Genomic DNA, 17,114 nt, shown 5'->3' on the forward strand with positions numbered 1-17,114 from the left:
GAGCAGTATTCGCATGGGGGCCGTGCCCGGGCCGCGCAAGGGGCACGGCCCCCGCTATGTTTCCTCCGGGCGGGATTGATGATGAGTCGGACGAGGCCCGCCCGGAGAGGAAGGAAGGATGACCGTGCCCCTTGACACAAGACAGGCTATCAGGGAACTGGACGCCGGTGGTGCGTCCAGGTCGCAGATAGCGCGCGAGCTCCATGTGAGCCGCAACACCGTCCGCAAGTACGCGGACATGGAGGACATGTCGCCGGCCGCGCCCGTGAGCGCGAGGCCGCACCCCGCGATCGACGCCGACGCCGCGTGGGTGGACTCCGTCCTGGAGGCCGACCTCGGCGCGCCCAGGAAGCAGCGCCACACGGCGAAGAGGATCTACGACAGGCTGGTGGAGGAGCGCGGCTACGCGGGCTCCTACTCGACCGTGTGCCGATACGTGGGCGAGTGGAGGCGCGGGCACTCGCGCTCCCCGCGCGAGGGCTACCTCGAGCTCGCCTGGGAGCCCGGCACCGCGCAGGTCGACTACGGGTCGTTCCGCGCGGTCGTCGCGGGCGTCCCGCGCACCCTCAGGCTCCTCGTCGTGACGCTGCCCCACTCGAACGCCCGCTTCTGCGTGGCAATGGAGCTCGAGAGGTCCGAGTGCCTCTGCTGGGGCCTGCGCCTCGTCTTCGAGTGGGCCGGGCGGGCCCCGCGCGTCCTCGTGCTCGACAACGCCACGGAGGCCGGGCGCATGCTCCGCGGCATCGTCACCGAGTCCGAGCTGTTCTCGCACTTCAGGGCCCACTACCGCTGCGAGGTCCGCTTCTGCAACCCGCACTCCGGCAACGAGAAGGGCTCCGTCGAGAACGCCGTGGGGTTCCTCCGCCGGAACCTGCTCGTCCCCGTGCCCGAGGCCGCCTCGGTCGACGAGCTCAACGAGGGGCTCAGGGCCGGCTGCGAGCGGATCAACGCCGGCGCGAGGAACAGGGCCGGGGCGCCCACGCCGGAGGCGCTCCGCGAGGACCTCGCCGGGATGCTGGCCCTGCCGGGCGCGCCCTTCGACGCGGTCAGGTGGACGCACGCGCGCGCCGACAAGCGCGGCTACGTGCGCGTGGACGGCAACCTCTACTGCGTCGGGCCCGCCTGGCACGACCGCGAGCTCGTGGTGGGCGTGCGCGCCAGGTCGGTCGAGGTCCTCGCCGACCGGGGCAGGCGCGTCGCCACGCTCGCGCGCAGCTTCGGTGAGGGCGAGACCGTGAGGAACCCGGCGTCGCTGATCCCGGCGCTGGTGGCGAGGCCGAGGGCCTTCGGGGAGTCGACCATCAGGCGCGACATGCCCGGGGCGCTCGTGGGAGAGCTCGACCGCTGCGACAAGGCCGGGAGGAGGAAGGCCCTCAGGGCGATAGGGAGGGCGTCCGAGCACTCCGGCTTCGGCGCCGCCTGCGAGGCGGCCGCGAGGATCTTCGCGGGCGGCAGGGTCCCGGACGACGCGTCCTGCGACGCGCTCGCGAGGCGCGTGGCCGCGGGCGGCCCCGAGCCGGGGCAGGCCGACCTCGCCGTCTACGACGGCTTCCTCGGGGAGGCGGCGCGGGATGCAGAGTAGCGCGAGCGTGGCGGACGCGGTCGTGGAGGCCGGCAAGAGGTGCTCGCTCACGAAGTCCGTGCTCGCGGAGTGGGCCAGGAGGGGCACGCCCAGGCAGGTCGAGTACCTCCTCGGCTACCTCGAGGCCGAGGGCGCGAGCAGGGACGCCTCGAAGAGGGCGCAGCTCCTGAGGAGGTGCGCCCTGCCGCAGGCCAAGACCTTCGAGGGCTACGACTGGTCGTGCGTGTCCTGGCCGGACGGCTTCGGCAGGGACGACCTGCTCTCGCTGTCGTTCCTGGGCGGCCGCGAGGACCTCGTGCTCATGGGCGACGTCGGCACGGGCAAGACCCACATGGCCGAGGCGCTCTGCGTGCTGGCGTGCCAGTCGGCGCGGCCCGCGCGCTTCTTCACCGCCTCCTCGCTCGTCGGCAGGCTGCGCCGGGCCCGCGACGAGGGCAGGCTCGACCGCGAGCTCGCCCAGGTCGGCCGTGCCGAGCTGCTGGTCGTCGACGAGCTCGGGTTCCTCCCGCTCGACGTCGACGGGGCCAGGCTGCTCTTCCAGGTGGTCTCGCAGGCCTACGAGACGCAGTCCGTCGTCTTCACGACCAACCTGGAGTTCTCGAGGTGGGGGTCCGTCTTCGGCGACGACCAGATGGCCGCGGCCGTGATCGACCGCGTCGTCCACCACGGCAGGCTCCTCCAGTTCAGGGGCGAGTCCTACCGCGTGAGGCACGCGCTGATGTCCCCGGACGGGGGCGGCGCGGAGTAGGCGGTCCGGCGGCCGCGCCCGAAGCGGCGGAGGGCGGGCCCCGCGAGAATTGCGCAGGGCCCGCCCAAGTCAAGTGAGAAATCCGCTCAAATCCCGATGCGATATTCGCTCAAGAACTATTGACATAACACAGTACTCGACGCGCTCGTCGCCCGCGGCGGCCCTGGCAGCCGACAGCGCGACGCTCGCGCGATCGAGGCCGCCCGTCGACGCGAGCGAGCGCGACATGCCCTCCACGGCGGCGGCCCAGCCGCGCTCGGCGCTCTCGTCGCGCAGCACCCTCAGGTCGGCGGCGAGGTCTGCCGGGCGCTCGGAGTCCAGGAACGACACGAGCTCCGCCGGCAGCGACGCCCTGACGCTCGAGTCCCTCCAACCCGCGGGCCTCGCGCACAGCAGCCTGAGCTGCAGGGTCGGATCGGAGCTGTCGGTCGGGGCCTCGCCCCACTCGCGCTCGTAGGTGGCGACCACCTCCCCGGTCGAGGCGTCGCAGACCGTGACGTCGAAGGCGCCCAGGGCGACGTCGACCCGGCGGCGCGCGTAGGCGGGCCCGGCCGAGTAGCGGTGGGGGCCGCCTACGGTGAAGGTGCCCTGCTTGTTGCACGTCCTGGTCTCCCACCTCACACACGAGAACGCGGCCGGCGGCAGCGGCGAGAGCGCGTCTTTGTCCTCCCCGAACAGCTCGAGCTCGGGCGTGCCGAGCCTGTAGTGGCGCTTGCCCGCGCTGAGGTCGAGGCAGTCCCCGAGCAGCCTGCGGTTGAACGCGGAGACGTCGTGGAACGACGGGACGGGCACGAAGAGGTTCCTCCTGTGGCACCCGACCTTGTTCTCGACATTGCCCTTCTCGTTGCCCGAGTAGGGGTTGGTGAAGGTGTAGTCGAGCCCGTAGTGCGCCGCGAAGCGCCGGAAGAGCTCCGAGAGCCTGACCTCGCCCCCGACGCGCCTGCCGACCTCGGTGGCGTTGTCGAAGACGGCCCTCCTCGGCACGCCGCCCGCGAACTCGAAGACGTTGCGGAGCCCCTGGCAGACGCACTCGGACGTCTCGCCCCAGAACACCTGGGTGAGCCCCACGTTGGAGTGCGGGAAGGTGACGGTCAGGTACTTGCCCCTGGTGAGGACGCCACGCACCCTGAAGTCCGCCTCCCCGAAGTCGACCTGGACCTCGCCGGGCAGCCAGCTCAGCGTAAGGAAGCCCTCGGCGTCCCTGCGGTCACGCTCCCTGGCCATCTCCTCGCGGCGGCGCCTGACGTAGCGCTGCACGGTTGAGTAGGAGCCGTCGTAGCCCAGCTCGTCCCGAAGCCTCACATACACCCTCACGGCCGTGTGGCGCTGCTTACGCCAGTTCCTGCAGTCGTCGTCGAGCCAGGAGTCTATCGTCCCCTCGTAGGGGGCGAGCACCTCGCTCTCGGGCTTCCTCCTCCTCGGGGGCTCGGGCGACAGGTCGTCCATCCTGGCGTACTTCCTCGCAGTGGGCTCCGACACGCCGACCGCCCTCGCGATCGCCGCAATCGGCTCGCCACGCCGCGCCCTCCTGCGTATATCCTCTATCTTGTCCACGCCGATCATTTCCCCTCTGGCCCTCCTCACGTCGTAAACCGAAGCAACGACATGTTGGGCCAATCGCGGGATGGTCGGCGTGCCCATGCACGAACCAGTAATTTTTTCGTGCTCAGACCCGAAACTTTCCGACGCTCAAACCCGCAAATAAGACGCTATCAAACACAGACGTCAAAGAGCTAAACACCGCTCACGGTCGGTAAGGGGCCGCTCGGGGAAGTCCCGAGCGGCCCTAATCTCCTCCCGCCACGGCCGCAGCCAAGCCCTCCCGCGGCCGCCCTCCCCGCCGTCAGGAACACCTGGCGACGGCGGGGAGGGAAAGCGCCCTGTCGGAGGCTAGCCCTCGTTCGCGGGCCCGTCCGTGGCGACCGCCTCCAGGCCGAACTCGCGCACGGCCACAGCCTGCCACATGCGCGCGGCTGCCGGCACGATGGCCTGTTCAAAGAGAGTGCTGGCCTCCCTGAGCTCGTCGACCAACCCGTCGTCGACGCTCGAGCGGACGCTTAGTGTCCCCTAGGTTCTCTTACGTTTTGAGCTCTCAGGCGAGTAGAGGTTGAATGCCTGTACAGTTGTATGCATGAGCCTGCCATCCTCTGAGTTCTGAATCAGGCAGCTCCACTGTGCTGATTGGGGAGATCGAGCGACTTGTGCAGCCCTCTCGTCGAGCGCGTTACCAATCTCTCGAATGACCTTTTGATAGTCAGCCACATGCTTGTTGAAGATGATTACGGAGACCTTGGTGTCTCGCCAGGTCGTGTATGAGAAAAGCTGCTCCACGGCTTTAAGAAAAGCGGATTTGCCACGCCAGACCTTGCATTCGGCAATGTAGGCGGCATGGTTCTCATAGGGGATGTAGATGTCGGTCTTTCCCCTGTTTCGAAACGTCTCGCCCGTCGCGTTTTCGTAGTGGGAGTTGAGGAGCCCGAGAATCATCTGACGCAAATCCTCCTCATCGTGAACCGCATATGTCGCAGGTGATGTCTCCCACGTGGAACAGCAGCCGTCAATGATTTCAATGATGTGCTTGTAATCAGCATCATTGATGGCGTAGGCAGGTCCTTCACCAGCTTTTGCATCCGGCACTGGCTTGTTGAATACGATTCGTTTTCTGACGAGCGGGATTGGCTTCGCCACGGGTGCGCCCTCGATTCGGTTGAGAGGTAGGTTGAGGGACTGGCGAAGGGTCGCGAACTTATTAATGGACGTAATCCGCTTGTCAACCTCCGTCTCCACGTTGGCTCTGAGCCCTGCGTTGAACTGAATCGTATCCCTTGCGGAGTATTCCATCTCTTTCGCGAAGGCTTGGATTTCGTCCTCGAAGTAATTCGTGATGGAGTCCCCGCTAACGTTTCGAAGCTCGTTCTCCATCGAGAGGTGTAGGTAGCCAATGCCATTCTGACCGGGTCTCTCCATCCGAGTCACAGTAAAATCTCGCAAGGTACTGCAAGAGGGGATGTACTTGAGAAGCTCGACATTGCCGGAGAAGCAAACCTTGCAACTGGCGCGAACGCCGGGGACATCAAAGTACTCAGGCTCACCAAGGGCTGCGGCTCCAGGCCACGGGTTGCGACGCTTCACTGTCTTCTCTGCAAGCTGATCTATCTCCAGCGTATCTGGGTAGAGCGCGAGCGGGTCAAGCTCGTATCTCGACGTGAAGTAGTCGATCCAGCCGTCACGGTCGGTCTTGTCCACCTCCTGGGGCGATAGAGCCGCAATCTCCCCTCTCATGGCCTTGAGATGAGCCTTGAAGAACTCACTGAGATAAGGACCGTTGAACAACTCCAATGAGAATCCCTTCCAGAAACTCTAGCCGCTAGACGTCTGCGACCTGCTGCCGAGCGTGTTCGTCCACATCAAAGCCACCTTGAATCAAGAAGTCACGGAGCAGATTGTCGAGAAGTCGGAAGACATATCGATCCCTGAGAGAATGGCCAGCAATGCTGGCGAAGAAGGTCCGCGCCTTATCAAGGTCCGAGGAAGCCCTGAGCTCATCAAATCTTCCATGGGCGTTGAGGTTGCCTTCCGTGAGGTGCAGCCGAAGCATCTCATTGAGCAACTTTTCGTCAACTCCAGTCGCCTCCACGAGGCGAGCGACATTGCCCTCCTCGGTGCCACGCCTGTACTCGTTAATATAGTCGCGCAGTGTCCAACCTGGATGAAGCTCAGCGTCGCCCGCCTGGATGTCTTGGATTAGCGTTTGCGCATAGCCTTGGTCAACTGAGGAGAGCTTCCCGAACTCTGCGTGAAGCTCGTTCAGGTTCCGCTCTACCTCCTCGGGAGAAACGCCTTGCTGGTCAAGAGACTTGAGCCACTTCTTGAACTTCGACTCCATGTACACGGTGTCTATGTGCCCCGTATCGATGGCTGTGAGGTGCGAATCTATTTCGAAGGGCACCTCCTCCCCACCTGATCCATTGCCTTCGAAGAGCTCCTTGTACCGTTGCGCAAGCACAAGGTAGGTCGTCTCGTCAAAGCACAGCTTTGCGCTGCTGGCATCGTTCACCCGGGGTGTATGCTCTTGGTATAAGGGCGTTTCGAGGAGTTGACCCTCCGCATCGAACCAGTACTCGAGCTGGTCCCAGTGAAACCCCTGGACTTGCGCTGCCTCCAGATGCTTGTTGAGCATTTGGAAAAGCTTGGCGAACTCCTTTTGTGCGGCCATGTCCTTGGGGTTTTCCAAAAAGTTGGATATTCCGGCTTCCTCGAAGACCTTGTCTATCAAGAGGAACGTAGCGTTCATGGCCTCGATGTTCTTGTCGAGCTTTTGCACAAAGAGCTCGAAGGGTCTCTCTCCGGAGTACATCTTGATTGCGGCGTCGATGTTTGCCTGCATCGTGTGAGGCTTGCGGTAGTAGCGGATGTTGCCGAAGGGCTTCTCGGGACCGAATACGCGGTTCGTTCGTGAGAATGCCTGGATCACACGCTCGTATTCCAGTACCTTGTCCAGGTAGAGGGTGTTGACCCACTTTGAGTCGAAGCCTGTCAGGAGCTGGTCAACCACAATCACGAGGTTCAGCTGTTTGAGAGGTTCGCGATCGATGTGGAGGTAGGGCTTCTTGTGCGCGAGCCGCTTGATCACGTCCTTCTTGAATCCGGCATGCGTGCTTATGGTGAAGGTCTTGTCGAAGAGGTTGTTGTAGTCCTCGATGACTTCAGCCAGGCCGTCCTCCTTGAATGCTTGGCCGCCCGTGTTGTCTATGTTCGGGTCAACGACGACCGTGGCACGCAGGCCGGGCTTTTCGCGCTTGATTAGCCGGTAGTACTCGATGGCCTCGGCTATCGAGGAGGTGGCGAGGATGGCGTGGAACATCGACCCGCGCGAGAGCGTTACCCAATGGTCCAACAGGTCCTTGACGACCGCCTCGCGGTGCTCATCCCTGTCGTACTGCTCTCTGCCCACATACCATTCGATGCCGTGTACGGTCTTTCCGCTCTCTCCATCGACCGTATCCGCCATAGGGACGTCGTTCATGTAGCGGTAGTAGATCTTAGCCTTGCGCTTATCGGAGACGGCCTCCTCTTCGGTGGCGGCCTTGGCCTTTTCTAGCGCGACGGCGCGACGAAGGTCGAAGTCGTCGTAAGTGAGCACCTTCACGAGATCGAAGCCGAGCACATTGCCGTCGCGCAGGCCGTCCGCCATCAGGTAGGCGTGAAGCTGGTTGCCAAATACGTCCGCCGTCGTGCTCTGCTTCTTGGCGTTCTCCTTGTAAATCGGGGTCCCGGTGAAGCCAAAGAGTAGAGCGTGGGGGAAGGTGAGCCTAATGGCACTCATCATGTTCCCGAAAGTGGACCGGTGGCATTCGTCGACGATGATGACGATGTGCTTCTTGTTGATGCGATCGAGCTGCGCGGGGCTTGCCAGGGGCTCGTCGCCATCGGCGTCCGCGCGCGAGAGCTTCTGGATAGAGGTCACGATGAGCGTATCCCGTGCGTCGTCGCTTTCCAAGAGCGAGACGAGCGTTGCCGTGTCCTCGGTGTCGTTTACTGTCTCCGTCTCGTTGGCGAAGTCGCGGTATTCGCCGAGCGACTGCGTACCGAGATCTATCCGGTCAACGAGGAAGATGACCTTGTGCGCCTGTTTGTTCGCCGAGATGAGCTGCGCTGCCTTGAAGGAAGTCATGGTCTTGCCCGATCCGGTGGTGTGGGCAATGAAGCCACCCAGCGGGTGCGGGGCCATCCAATCGCAGTGGACGGTGCGCCGTTCTATCGCAGAGACCGCATGGTACTGGTAGCTGCGCAGGACCTTCAGTATGCCGTCGCCATCGTCTGCCACGGTGTAGAACCCGACCATCTTGTGTGCCATGGGAATCGAGAGCAGGTTCTCTGCGATGAGCTTCCAGTCATTCTGGTGCTCGTTGTTGAAGTCCGCCCAGTGGAACATGTAGTCGGTGTTGAAGTAGCCATCGGCATCGAGCCCATCGCGCCCGGGGTTGGCGAAGTAGAGGGTCTCGCTGGGATTCATGGCCAAGAAGATTTGCACCATCGAGAAGATACCGCTGTCGAATATGCCCTCGTGCGCGTACTTCTCTATCTGGTGCACGGCTTGGGACACGTCTACGCCAGATGACTTGAGCTCTATGTGGATGACGGGCATGCCGTTGATGAGCAGAAGGACATCGCCGCGCCGATCTGGGAGGATGTTCCTCCTTGTGGTGAAGATGGGTTGCTCCGCTATCTGGTAGTAGGATTCGCCGTTAGCTATCTGCTTCCGGTCGTAAATCTTGAGGGAGACCTCATGCCCGTCGTCACGTTTGATGGCTATGGACCCAGCATTGATGAGCCTGTTCACCTCGGCAGGAGTCATACAGCGGTTTACCTGGTCGAGAATCTGCTGCATCTCCGTCTTTGTGAGTTCCGTCCCATTGAGCCTATCCATGTCCGAGTTCATACTCGTGAGAATCCGTCGCCAGTTCTCGACGAGGTCGTTTTCCGTGGGATAGCGGAGGGGTTCGCCCGTCCATCCCTTGTCACGCCTCAGGATGTTGACGAGATCGTCCTCGAACTCCAACTCGTCACCGTAGGTCTTTGCCATGGGTATTGCTCCTAAACAAACATGCTCGAAAGCAGGGCATTCTTTACGTGTCCCAATGCCTCGCAGAGCCTTCTCCTTGCATCGAGCGACCTATCGAATGCGGCGAAGAAGTCTGCAATGGCTCGCTGTTCCTCAAAGGAGGGAACAAGAATCCAGTATTCGAGCATCTCGTCCACCCTGAGCGTCTTGTTGCGCCCAGCTCCGCTGGGAGAGGCGAGCCACAGGTGGTGACGGAAGCGCGGGTCAAGCAGAGCATATCGGTAGAAGTCTGGGCATTGCCCGTCGTTGAAGGAAAATTGAGGGAAACGGTGAGAGACGAGAGCAATGGTGTCGGCCTCACTCGTGATCGCTATCGCCTGTTCCCATGCGAAGACGATGTTCACGATGAGGTTGTTCGGACCCACTTCACGAAGCTCGGTCTCACCGATGGCTTGTTCAGCGGGCACGTCTTGGAGGAACGTACCCTTCGCGAAGCTCCGGACGCCAAGGCGAACGTATCCGTCGGTGGGGGTGGGGATGCGATGGTCGAAGGGGGTGACGAGGCTGCCAAGCTGTTTGGAATGCCAGGGCTTGGTGAACTCCGCGAAGCGAATGCTGGGAAGCGTCTCTCCCGGCTGCGGAAACATGCTCTGCATGAGGGAGGCGCGGACTTTCTCGAGTCGGTCGCACTCACGCTGATGAAGGGTGATAAGGGAATCGAGGTGAGTGAAGAGGCTGCCGATGGCTACTTGTTCGGGCATATCCGGAAGATATATTGCGCCCTTAAGGAGCTCGCCAGGAACCAGCTCTGTCATCAAAGTGCCACGTTTGGTAGAGCGTATGAAAAGGGGTTTCCAAGCATCTGAGTCTTGCAGGTAGTATTTCCAAAAGGGCACACAGACCTCGGAAACTGGCCTAAGAGTGCGGAACCGAGAGGACATAATGCCTTTTCCAATGTCGTTTATGACGAGTTTCCCGTAGGAATGTCCCTTTGTGCGGTTGCCCTCAAAGGCCATATCACCATAGTTGAGAACCTTATATGCGGGAAGTGAATCTGCAGAGGCGCCATTTCCCTCCGGATTCCAAGACATCGAGGAAACCGAGATGGTTTTCTCCACCCCTATCGATCCGTCGACGTTCTTTTGGTCGCTGACCGTATACAGCTCCCCCAACTTACGCTGTTCCCAAGGGTCAGTGAAGCCGGAAAAGCGAATCGATGGCACGTTGCCGCTCATTTGGACTCACCTCCCAGGACTGATTCGAGTTCGTGAAGGGCAGCAGTTTGTTTGCCTGTACCGGTGAGACGGGGAATCATGTCGCAAAGGCTCTCGTCAGCAACTTCTCTCTCCCCCGCGAGGGCAGAGAGGGTGACGGAATACTTGGCATCCAGGTCGCGGATGGACTTCACGAGACCGTCAATCACCTGGCCAGGCACAGCATTGATGTCGTTGATGATTGGCTGCACCCAGTGAAGATAGAGCAGGCTCCTTGCCTCGTCATCACCGAGCGACTCGATGGCCTCCTTTGTCCTTGCTGTGAGCTCGGCGGATGCCTGCTTGGCATCTGCGTTGGCCTTTTTCCTCTCGTCGTTCAATCTCGCAACCCTGCGAAGCTTGCCAAGCAACGAGTCCTCCTCGTCTGGCATGCCTTCGATTAGGTCGGAAACGCGCTCCTTGACACGCGAGGCGGCGTACACACCTCCCGTAGCCTTCATGCTGTCCCACCGGACATCGTTATGGTTGGAGATGAAGTCGACCTTCTCGCGCTTTGCCTTGTCCTTGGCGGCCTTTCTGCTCTGTTTGTCGCCTTTCGGGATGTCCTTCAGGACGGCACTCTGTTCCTTGAGAAGGTCGAGGTATTTCATAAGGGTGTCGATTTCATCGTTGTCCTCGGCCGCCAGTCGGGTGATGCTCTCATACAAGGTCTTGTATGCGAAGTCGCTGCAATCCTCATTCGTGTAATCGCCCTCGCGCTCCTCCTCGTCTAGTGAGTCGAAGATCTCGTCGATGGACGACGTCGCTGAGGCCGCCTTCTCGTTCAAAGTGCGGATTGCCGCTAGATCTGCAGGAAACTTTGTTTCCTGCACGAGCGAGAAAGGTAGGATGTGGCCCACCCAAGGTTCTTTGGCGTCCACGACCTCGCGTTCCTCATCATCACCGTTGTCATTCTTTACTTTCTTGAGGACGAGATGCTGGTCGACTTTTCTGACAGCGTCTTGGCCTTCGCTCTGAATGAGCTCGATGTCGCCGGCGATGCCCTGCTCATCGTCCCTTCCACTCCAATGGAGGTCTAGCTTCTGATAGAGGGAATAGCGGTCAACGAGGGGGACTTCTCCGAGCCTGTCGAATACGTCATCTGCAATGGCATTCTCCTCAGAGCTGAGGTCAACGGTCTGCACATGATTGACGAGAGAATCCTCCAGCTTTTCAGCAAAGCCTGCGAAGGCACTCCGGTATGTCTGGGCGAAGCCCGAGACGCTTGGGTGGGAGCGCACGAGATGGTCAAGGTTCTGCTGGCGGAGCTGACAGTACCCGTCTTTATCGAGAAATACGGACTCTCGCAGGCCGGGTAGGGCCTCCCAGTAATTATTCAGGTCATCGAGTTCGGTAGTCGGGATGCCACCGAACATGGTCGCATAGAGGTCCCATCGCTCCGGCCGCTCGGTCGCGTCGACGTAGCGGGGGATATTGAGGTTGTAGTCGTTGCGGACGATCTCGTCTTTTGGCACGACTCGGCAAAGCCCGGGAATGTCCCGGCGCGCCTTGTAGGCATCGACGATGCGCTTGACGTCGGCGGCGCGGAGCCGGTTCTTGGTGCCGCTCTTTTCGAAGTGCTTTGAGGCATCGATGATCAGTACGCTGCCGTCCCCGCGGCTGCCCTTGGCTTCGTCGTGCCTCGTGAGGACCATCACGATCGTGGGAATACTCGTTCCATAGAAGATGTCGGGCGGGAGCCCGATGATAGCCGAGATTTCATTCCGATCGACGAGGGCTCTGCGAATGTCCCCCTCGGAATCCCCTCGGAAGAGGACGCCATGCGGGAGCACGATGGTCAGTATGCCGCCGGGTTTGAGGTGATACAGGTTGTGAAGGAGGAAGGCATAGTCGGCCTTGCCCTTGGGAGCGATGCCGTACCCATCGAAGCGGGGATCGCCCTCCCGGTCCTTAGCGTTCCAGGACTGCGAATAGGGAGGGTTGCTCATACAAGCATCCACGCGCAACGGCTCGTCTGAGTAGAACGAATCTGCTTCCTGCTTGTCATCAGCGCGAAGCGGCCAGTCCTCCTCCAAGGTGTCGGCATTGCGGGTTACGATGTTCGCTGGTTTGATGCCGTGCATGACAAGGTTCATGCGAGTCAGGTTGTAGGTATTGCTCTTCAGCTCCTGGGCATAGTAGCGGATGCCCTCGGGGTTCCCGCTTTCCTGTGCGATAGCGGCACCAACCGTTATGAGTAGTGAAGCAGACCCAGAAGTAGGGTCATAGATGCTGAGTTCGTCCCTTCCCCTCAAGTTGTAGGCGATAATTTGACTCATCACATTTGCAACCTCGTGCGGGGTGTAGAACTCCCCGGCCTTCTTACCTGCATTACCGGCAAAGTTCCGAATCAGGTATTCATAGATGTAGCCAAGCACGTCATAGCCTTGCTTGTCGTCCATGGGAATGGGCTGTATGAGCGCAAGGAGGTCAGAGACCGCTTTGGTCTGTTGCCCGATTGTGGAGCCGAGATTCGATAAGCCCGATTCCAACGTCCGAAAGATACCCTCGTAGGTATCACGGTAGTTGGGAGAGATATTTCTGCTGAACGCGGAGAGGGCAATCCGCACGTTGTCCACGCTGAAGTCGGAACCGCTAGCAAGCCAGGTGGAGTAGAGGTTCTGATAGGAGATGAAGTAACCGAGGTTGTTCCGGATGTGCTCCGCATCCTCGGTATTGTCCTCGTTGAGATCCTGCTCCAAGTCCTCGTGAGTCCACTTTTCGGACAAGCAGAACCGTTCCTCTTGCTCGCTGAGGAAGCGGTAGAAAATGAATCCGAGAATGTAGTCCTTGTATTCGGAAGCCTCAATTTTGGAACGCATCTTGTTTGCTGCACGCCAGATGCGGCGGGCGAGCTGTTGCTTGTTCATGGAGTGAAATCCTTCATCACGTTAACGGGTGTTCAGTACCGCTAATCCAACGTTTAGTGAGAGTCACTGGCATCTGCGGTGAGACGTTGGATGGCGCATAGTCTTATGAAGGCGGAGAAGCTCATCCCGGAGAGTGATGCCTCTTCAGTGATGGCGGCTTTGAGATTGGCCGGAATGCGAACGGTCGTGGTCGACATCTCTCCTTGCGTCAAATAGGACTGAATGGTGGTCCGATCAGCGCCGTTCTCGACAAGCTCGCGATAGCTCATGTCTCATCTCCTATGGCGTATCGAATACATAGGATTGCATTCTAACATGCAAATGGATTATCCGTGGAAGAGACGAGAGACTCCTATCTTTCACCCCGACGCTTTAGTTTTCGGACTTCCGGCGGGCAGACTCTCCCCATGAGCCAGGGACGCCTCGGGACCCCAGCCATTTGAATTGCTCCCCTCTCTCTTCTCGAGTGTTTATGTCTGGCAAATGTGGAAGCAATGAGGAGAGGGCTCAACAGAAATCCGAGCCAAAAAGTGTGTACCAAAAACGCGTACCAAATGTGTACCAAAAGAAAGCAGCTCAGAGACGATGCCTCTGAGCTGCGAGTTTATGGTGGGCGTTAGAAGATTTGAACTTCTGACCTCTTCCGTGTCAGAACGCTTATATGGGGTATCCGCATCGTGCTCATTCATGCCAAATCGTGCCAAAAGGGCTGGTAGACAGGCCAGATGACCGTCCACCCAGTATCATTTCGTGTCGAGCTTAACCGGGTTGCGTGCACTCCGCGTGCACTCTTCGCGTGCACCCGCGTGCACTCGGGGCGGAGGGTAGCTTTTCGCATACATGGCCCCTCCACTTGCAGGTTCCGAACGCCGGGGAGCCGACGGGGGCGCCCGCAGCAGCGTGGCATGGAGGCAGGGGATGTACCAGGTAAAAGAAGACATCTGGTCCGAAGGGTCGCTGATAGACCTCGGCAACGGCCGCTGGAAGTGCCGATACTCCCGCACGGAAGACGGCAAGAGGCACCAGACCACCCGCAGCTTCCGAGCGTCGGGGAAGCGCGCCGCGAGGAGGAGGGCAGACGAGATACGAAAGGAGCTCGACGACGAGGTGCGCAGGCAGGAGCTCCCCCTAGGCATCACGAGGGAGGACATGTTCGTGCCCACCTTTCTCGAGCGCTACATCCGCTCGCTCGAGAGCGGGGCGGGCATCGCCCAGACCACCGCTGCGAACTACCGCCACTGCGCGAAGCACGTCTCGCGCTACCTGAGCGCCATGCGGATAGACGAGATCACCGGGGACACCATCCTCCAGATGCAGGCGGCGCTCCTGGAAGATGGGCTCTGCAACAACACGGTCGCCAAAGCACATCGCTTCCTCAAGCAGGCGCTCCAGTACGCGGCGGACAGCGGGATCATCGAGCGGAGCCCCTTCACGAGGCGGATCAAGCCGCCGAAGCGCGAGGCGAGGGAGCCAAACGCACTCGACGCCGACGGGCGCGAGAGGCTGCTACTCGCACTCGACTCCATGCAGGACACCGAGGTGACGCTCGCGATAAGGCTGGGGCTCGCCTGCGGGCTGCGTAGGGAGGAGATGTGCGGCCTCAGGTGGAGGGACGTCGACCTCGACCACGGCGTCCTGCGGGTGAGGGTCGCAGTCTGCCAGTGCGAGGGCAAGGCCGTGGTGAAGGAGCCCAAGACGCCAACGAGCCGACGCGAGGTCCCGCTCGAGCCGGACCTGGCGTCGAGGCTCGCGAGGCGCAGGCGCCGCCTCGTCACGCTGCTGGGCGGAGGGCCAGAGGCAATAGAGGACCTCTACGTCCTGGGCGACTCCAGCAGCGCATTCTACTACCCAGACCGCCTCACGAAGGAGTTCGCCTCCATCGCGAAGATGCTCGACCTGGTGGGCACCACCGGGAGGAGGGTGACGCTGCACGACCTCAGGCACACCTACGCCACCTACCTCGTCGCCGCGGGCACCGACATCAAGACGGTGAGCTCGCTCATGGGCCACGCGAACGCGGCGATGACGCTCAACACCTACGCGAGCGCCGACCCGCACGCGAGGAGGTCCGCCGCCAGGACGATCGCCGAGCAGATGGCGGCAAGACCCGGCAGCGGACAGGACGAAGGGAGCGAGACGATGCTGCGCGTCGTGTAGCCGGGCGGCTGTGTCCCCTTTCTGGTGGGGAACGCACGGGAAGCCCGGGAAACGCAGCGCCCCGAGGCGACGGCCGCACACTTCGGCATGCGACGTAACGTCTCGGCATGGCACGGAATCTCGAAGGAGGAGGTACGCGAGATGGACAGGAAGCCGACGGGCCCCACGGAGAGGTCGCTTTCGGACACGTCGCCGCTCTGCGACAGGCCCGAATGGCTCGGGCCAAGGGACATCCAAGAGGTGTTCGGCGTCGGGAGGACGAAGAGCTACCAGCTGATCAATGCCCTCCCGCACATCCGTGTTGGCGGGCTCCTCAGGGTCAACAGGAGGACCGTGCAGAAGGAGCTCCTCGACAAGGGTAGGCTTCCGTAGATGTGAACGACAACTCGTACGTGTGACTAATCCATCGCGCAGAGTCATATTTCAATCGGAGAATCGCCGCGGGGACGCGTGACGCATCGGTCACGCGTCCCCGCTTCTCTTCAGAGAGCAGCGTTTCCGACACGCCGCTGCGCCGGGGACTGTGAGGGGTCCCCTGTCCTCGCGCCCCGTCGAAAACGCAAAGGGCAAGGGCATGACCTCCGGGCCCCCGTTGGGACCAAGGTAGCACAGGGGGCAAGCACCTCTTCCCGCCCCCTGGCGCCACGCCACCGCGGAGCCCGCAGCGCCACGCCCGCAAGGGCGCGGCCCCCGCGTCGCCGTGGCTTGCTCCCTGGGCCCCAACGGGGGCAAAGGGAGCCCCCACGTCCTAGGGAGGTCAGCCATGACCAGCACAAGCGAGAGCCAGGCCGCAACGACCATGACCGAGGAGGAGCTCCGCCAGACGGCACTCGGGCTCTGCACGGACTACCTGCAAGGGAGGGGCCTGCGCGACGTCCACGCCGACGGCGACCGCATCGTGGCCACGGACGGCGGCGAGACCGTCCTCGTAACCGTCAGGGCGACCATGGAGCCGGGCTCCGAGGCCCTGCCGACGCTCGACCTCGAGGACGAGGACGTCGCCGCCATGCGCCGCGCGTGCCTCCTCTACCTCGCAGACCACGGCGACGTGGACGCAATCCGCCACGACGCCATATCCATCGCCATAACGGGAGAGCGCCGTGCGAAGCTGCGCCACCTCGTGGGGGTCTGGCAGTGGGCGGAGCGCATGTGACCTAGGACGTCTAGACGATAAAAAACCGCTCACGGTCGGAAAGGGGCCGCTCGGGGAAGTCCCGAGTGGCCCCAATCTCCTCCCGCCACGGCCGCAGCCAAGCCCTCCCGCGGCCGCCCTCCCCGCCGTCAGGAACACCTAACGACGGCGGGGAGGGGAAATGGCAACCACCGACTCGCTAGGTGAGTGGGTAGGTCGTATTCTTATCTATCTTTACGAAGCCGTCTGTACACGACCTCGAACTGCTTGACGCGACGAAACTCCGGCATCCCCGCCTCCACGCAGAACGCGTCGCCGGCATCGAAGCGCTGCCATATGTCCAGCCCGCGGTCGAGCATCACGTCCCACTGGCAGTTTATCCTCACGTGCCGCGCGTGGATGGTGTGTGACTCGTCCAGCTCGTAGGTAAAATTCAGCCCCATCGGCCTCGTGGCGTCCGCGATCTGGTCCAGGTAGTACGTCTGCTTGGAGTCCGGGAAGTCGTCGGGCGCGGTCAGCAGGTGCACCTGAATCTCCGGCACCCGGTAGTCGAAGTGCCTCAGGATAACCTCGAGCAGCTCCATCAGGTTGCGGCACTGGTAGAACTGGCGAATGTAGGGATCAGTAATGTCAACCTCCCGCACGCCATCGAGGTACGGGCCAAGGAGCGTCTCGTACGAGACGCCGCGCTGGTTCTCGCGGAACTCCTTGTGCCCCTCGAAGAGCCTGGAATCCGCCGGCGCCTGGGAAGAACTTGTCTCGGTCGGTGTAGAAGCAGACGCTGCCACCGACGCCGCTGATGCATCC

At 61.6% G+C, this 17,114-nt stretch carries 12 protein-coding genes; 5 read left to right on the top strand and 7 right to left on the bottom strand.

Annotation, left to right across the window (positions count from 1 at the left end):
- Positions 1–118: 118 nt before the first annotated feature.
- Both istA (BLT96_RS05805) and istB read left to right on the top strand, forming a co-directional pair.
- Positions 119–1,582, top strand: a complete 1,464-nt coding sequence (gene istA, locus BLT96_RS05805) for an IS21 family transposase (protein WP_090862490.1) — start codon at positions 119–121, stop codon at positions 1,580–1,582.
- Positions 1,572–2,330 (top strand): IS21-like element helper ATPase IstB, encoded by a 759-nt coding sequence (istB, locus tag BLT96_RS05810; protein ID WP_090862493.1) that lies wholly within the window; start codon positions 1,572–1,574, stop codon positions 2,328–2,330. Before istA (BLT96_RS05805) ends, istB begins: the two co-directional genes overlap by 11 nt.
- A gap of 69 nt (positions 2,331–2,399) precedes the next feature.
- Here istB and istA (BLT96_RS05815) read toward each other — a convergent pair whose 3' ends face one another.
- The 6 genes from istA (BLT96_RS05815) to BLT96_RS05840 form a co-directional block, all read right to left on the bottom strand.
- The gene (gene istA, locus BLT96_RS05815; protein ID WP_157692172.1) at positions 2,400–3,893 is read right to left on the bottom strand and encodes an IS21 family transposase; all 1,494 of its coding nucleotides are present in this window, start codon (positions 3,891–3,893) and stop codon (positions 2,400–2,402) included.
- A gap of 504 nt (positions 3,894–4,397) precedes the next feature.
- Positions 4,398–5,669, bottom strand: coding sequence for a hypothetical protein (locus BLT96_RS05820; RefSeq protein WP_090862499.1), 1,272 nt, complete (start codon positions 5,667–5,669; stop codon positions 4,398–4,400).
- Between the two features lie 28 nt (positions 5,670–5,697).
- A complete protein-coding gene (locus tag BLT96_RS05825) occupies positions 5,698–8,916 on the bottom strand; it encodes a type I restriction endonuclease subunit R, EcoR124 family (RefSeq protein WP_090862502.1) in 3,219 nt (1,072 codons plus the stop codon).
- An 11-nt stretch (positions 8,917–8,927) separates the two neighbouring features.
- The gene (locus BLT96_RS05830; protein ID WP_090862505.1) at positions 8,928–10,130 is read right to left on the bottom strand and encodes a restriction endonuclease subunit S; all 1,203 of its coding nucleotides are present in this window, start codon (positions 10,128–10,130) and stop codon (positions 8,928–8,930) included.
- Positions 10,127–13,018: a type I restriction-modification system subunit M gene (locus BLT96_RS05835; RefSeq protein WP_090862508.1), complete on the bottom strand. Its 2,892-nt coding sequence runs from the start codon at positions 13,016–13,018 to the stop codon at positions 10,127–10,129. The genes BLT96_RS05830 and BLT96_RS05835 overlap by 4 nt, the downstream gene beginning before the upstream one ends.
- Before the next feature lie 53 nt (positions 13,019–13,071).
- On the bottom strand, positions 13,072–13,287 hold the full coding sequence (locus BLT96_RS05840) for a ribbon-helix-helix protein, CopG family (protein ID WP_090862510.1): 216 nt from the start codon (positions 13,285–13,287) through the stop codon (positions 13,072–13,074).
- 649 nt (positions 13,288–13,936) lie between these two features.
- Here BLT96_RS05840 and BLT96_RS05845 point away from each other — a divergent pair.
- The 3 genes from BLT96_RS05845 to BLT96_RS05855 all read left to right on the top strand — a co-directional run bounded on the left by BLT96_RS05845 (position 13,937) and on the right by BLT96_RS05855 (position 16,328).
- Positions 13,937–15,175, top strand: coding sequence for a tyrosine-type recombinase/integrase (locus BLT96_RS05845; protein ID WP_157692173.1), 1,239 nt, complete (start codon positions 13,937–13,939; stop codon positions 15,173–15,175).
- Between the two features lie 141 nt (positions 15,176–15,316).
- Positions 15,317–15,547 (top strand): helix-turn-helix domain-containing protein, encoded by a 231-nt coding sequence (locus BLT96_RS05850; RefSeq protein WP_059053538.1) that lies wholly within the window; start codon positions 15,317–15,319, stop codon positions 15,545–15,547.
- A gap of 391 nt (positions 15,548–15,938) precedes the next feature.
- Positions 15,939–16,328, top strand: coding sequence for a hypothetical protein (locus BLT96_RS05855; protein WP_090862517.1), 390 nt, complete (start codon positions 15,939–15,941; stop codon positions 16,326–16,328).
- 203 nt (positions 16,329–16,531) lie between these two features.
- Here BLT96_RS05855 and BLT96_RS05860 read toward each other — a convergent pair whose 3' ends face one another.
- Positions 16,532–17,095, bottom strand: coding sequence for an MIT C-terminal domain-containing protein (locus tag BLT96_RS05860; RefSeq protein WP_197674327.1), 564 nt, complete (start codon positions 17,093–17,095; stop codon positions 16,532–16,534).
- Positions 17,096–17,114 lie beyond the last annotated feature (19 nt).

Source organism: Parafannyhessea umbonata (assembly GCF_900105025.1).
Taxonomy (GTDB): domain Bacteria; phylum Actinomycetota; class Coriobacteriia; order Coriobacteriales; family Atopobiaceae; genus Parafannyhessea; species Parafannyhessea umbonata.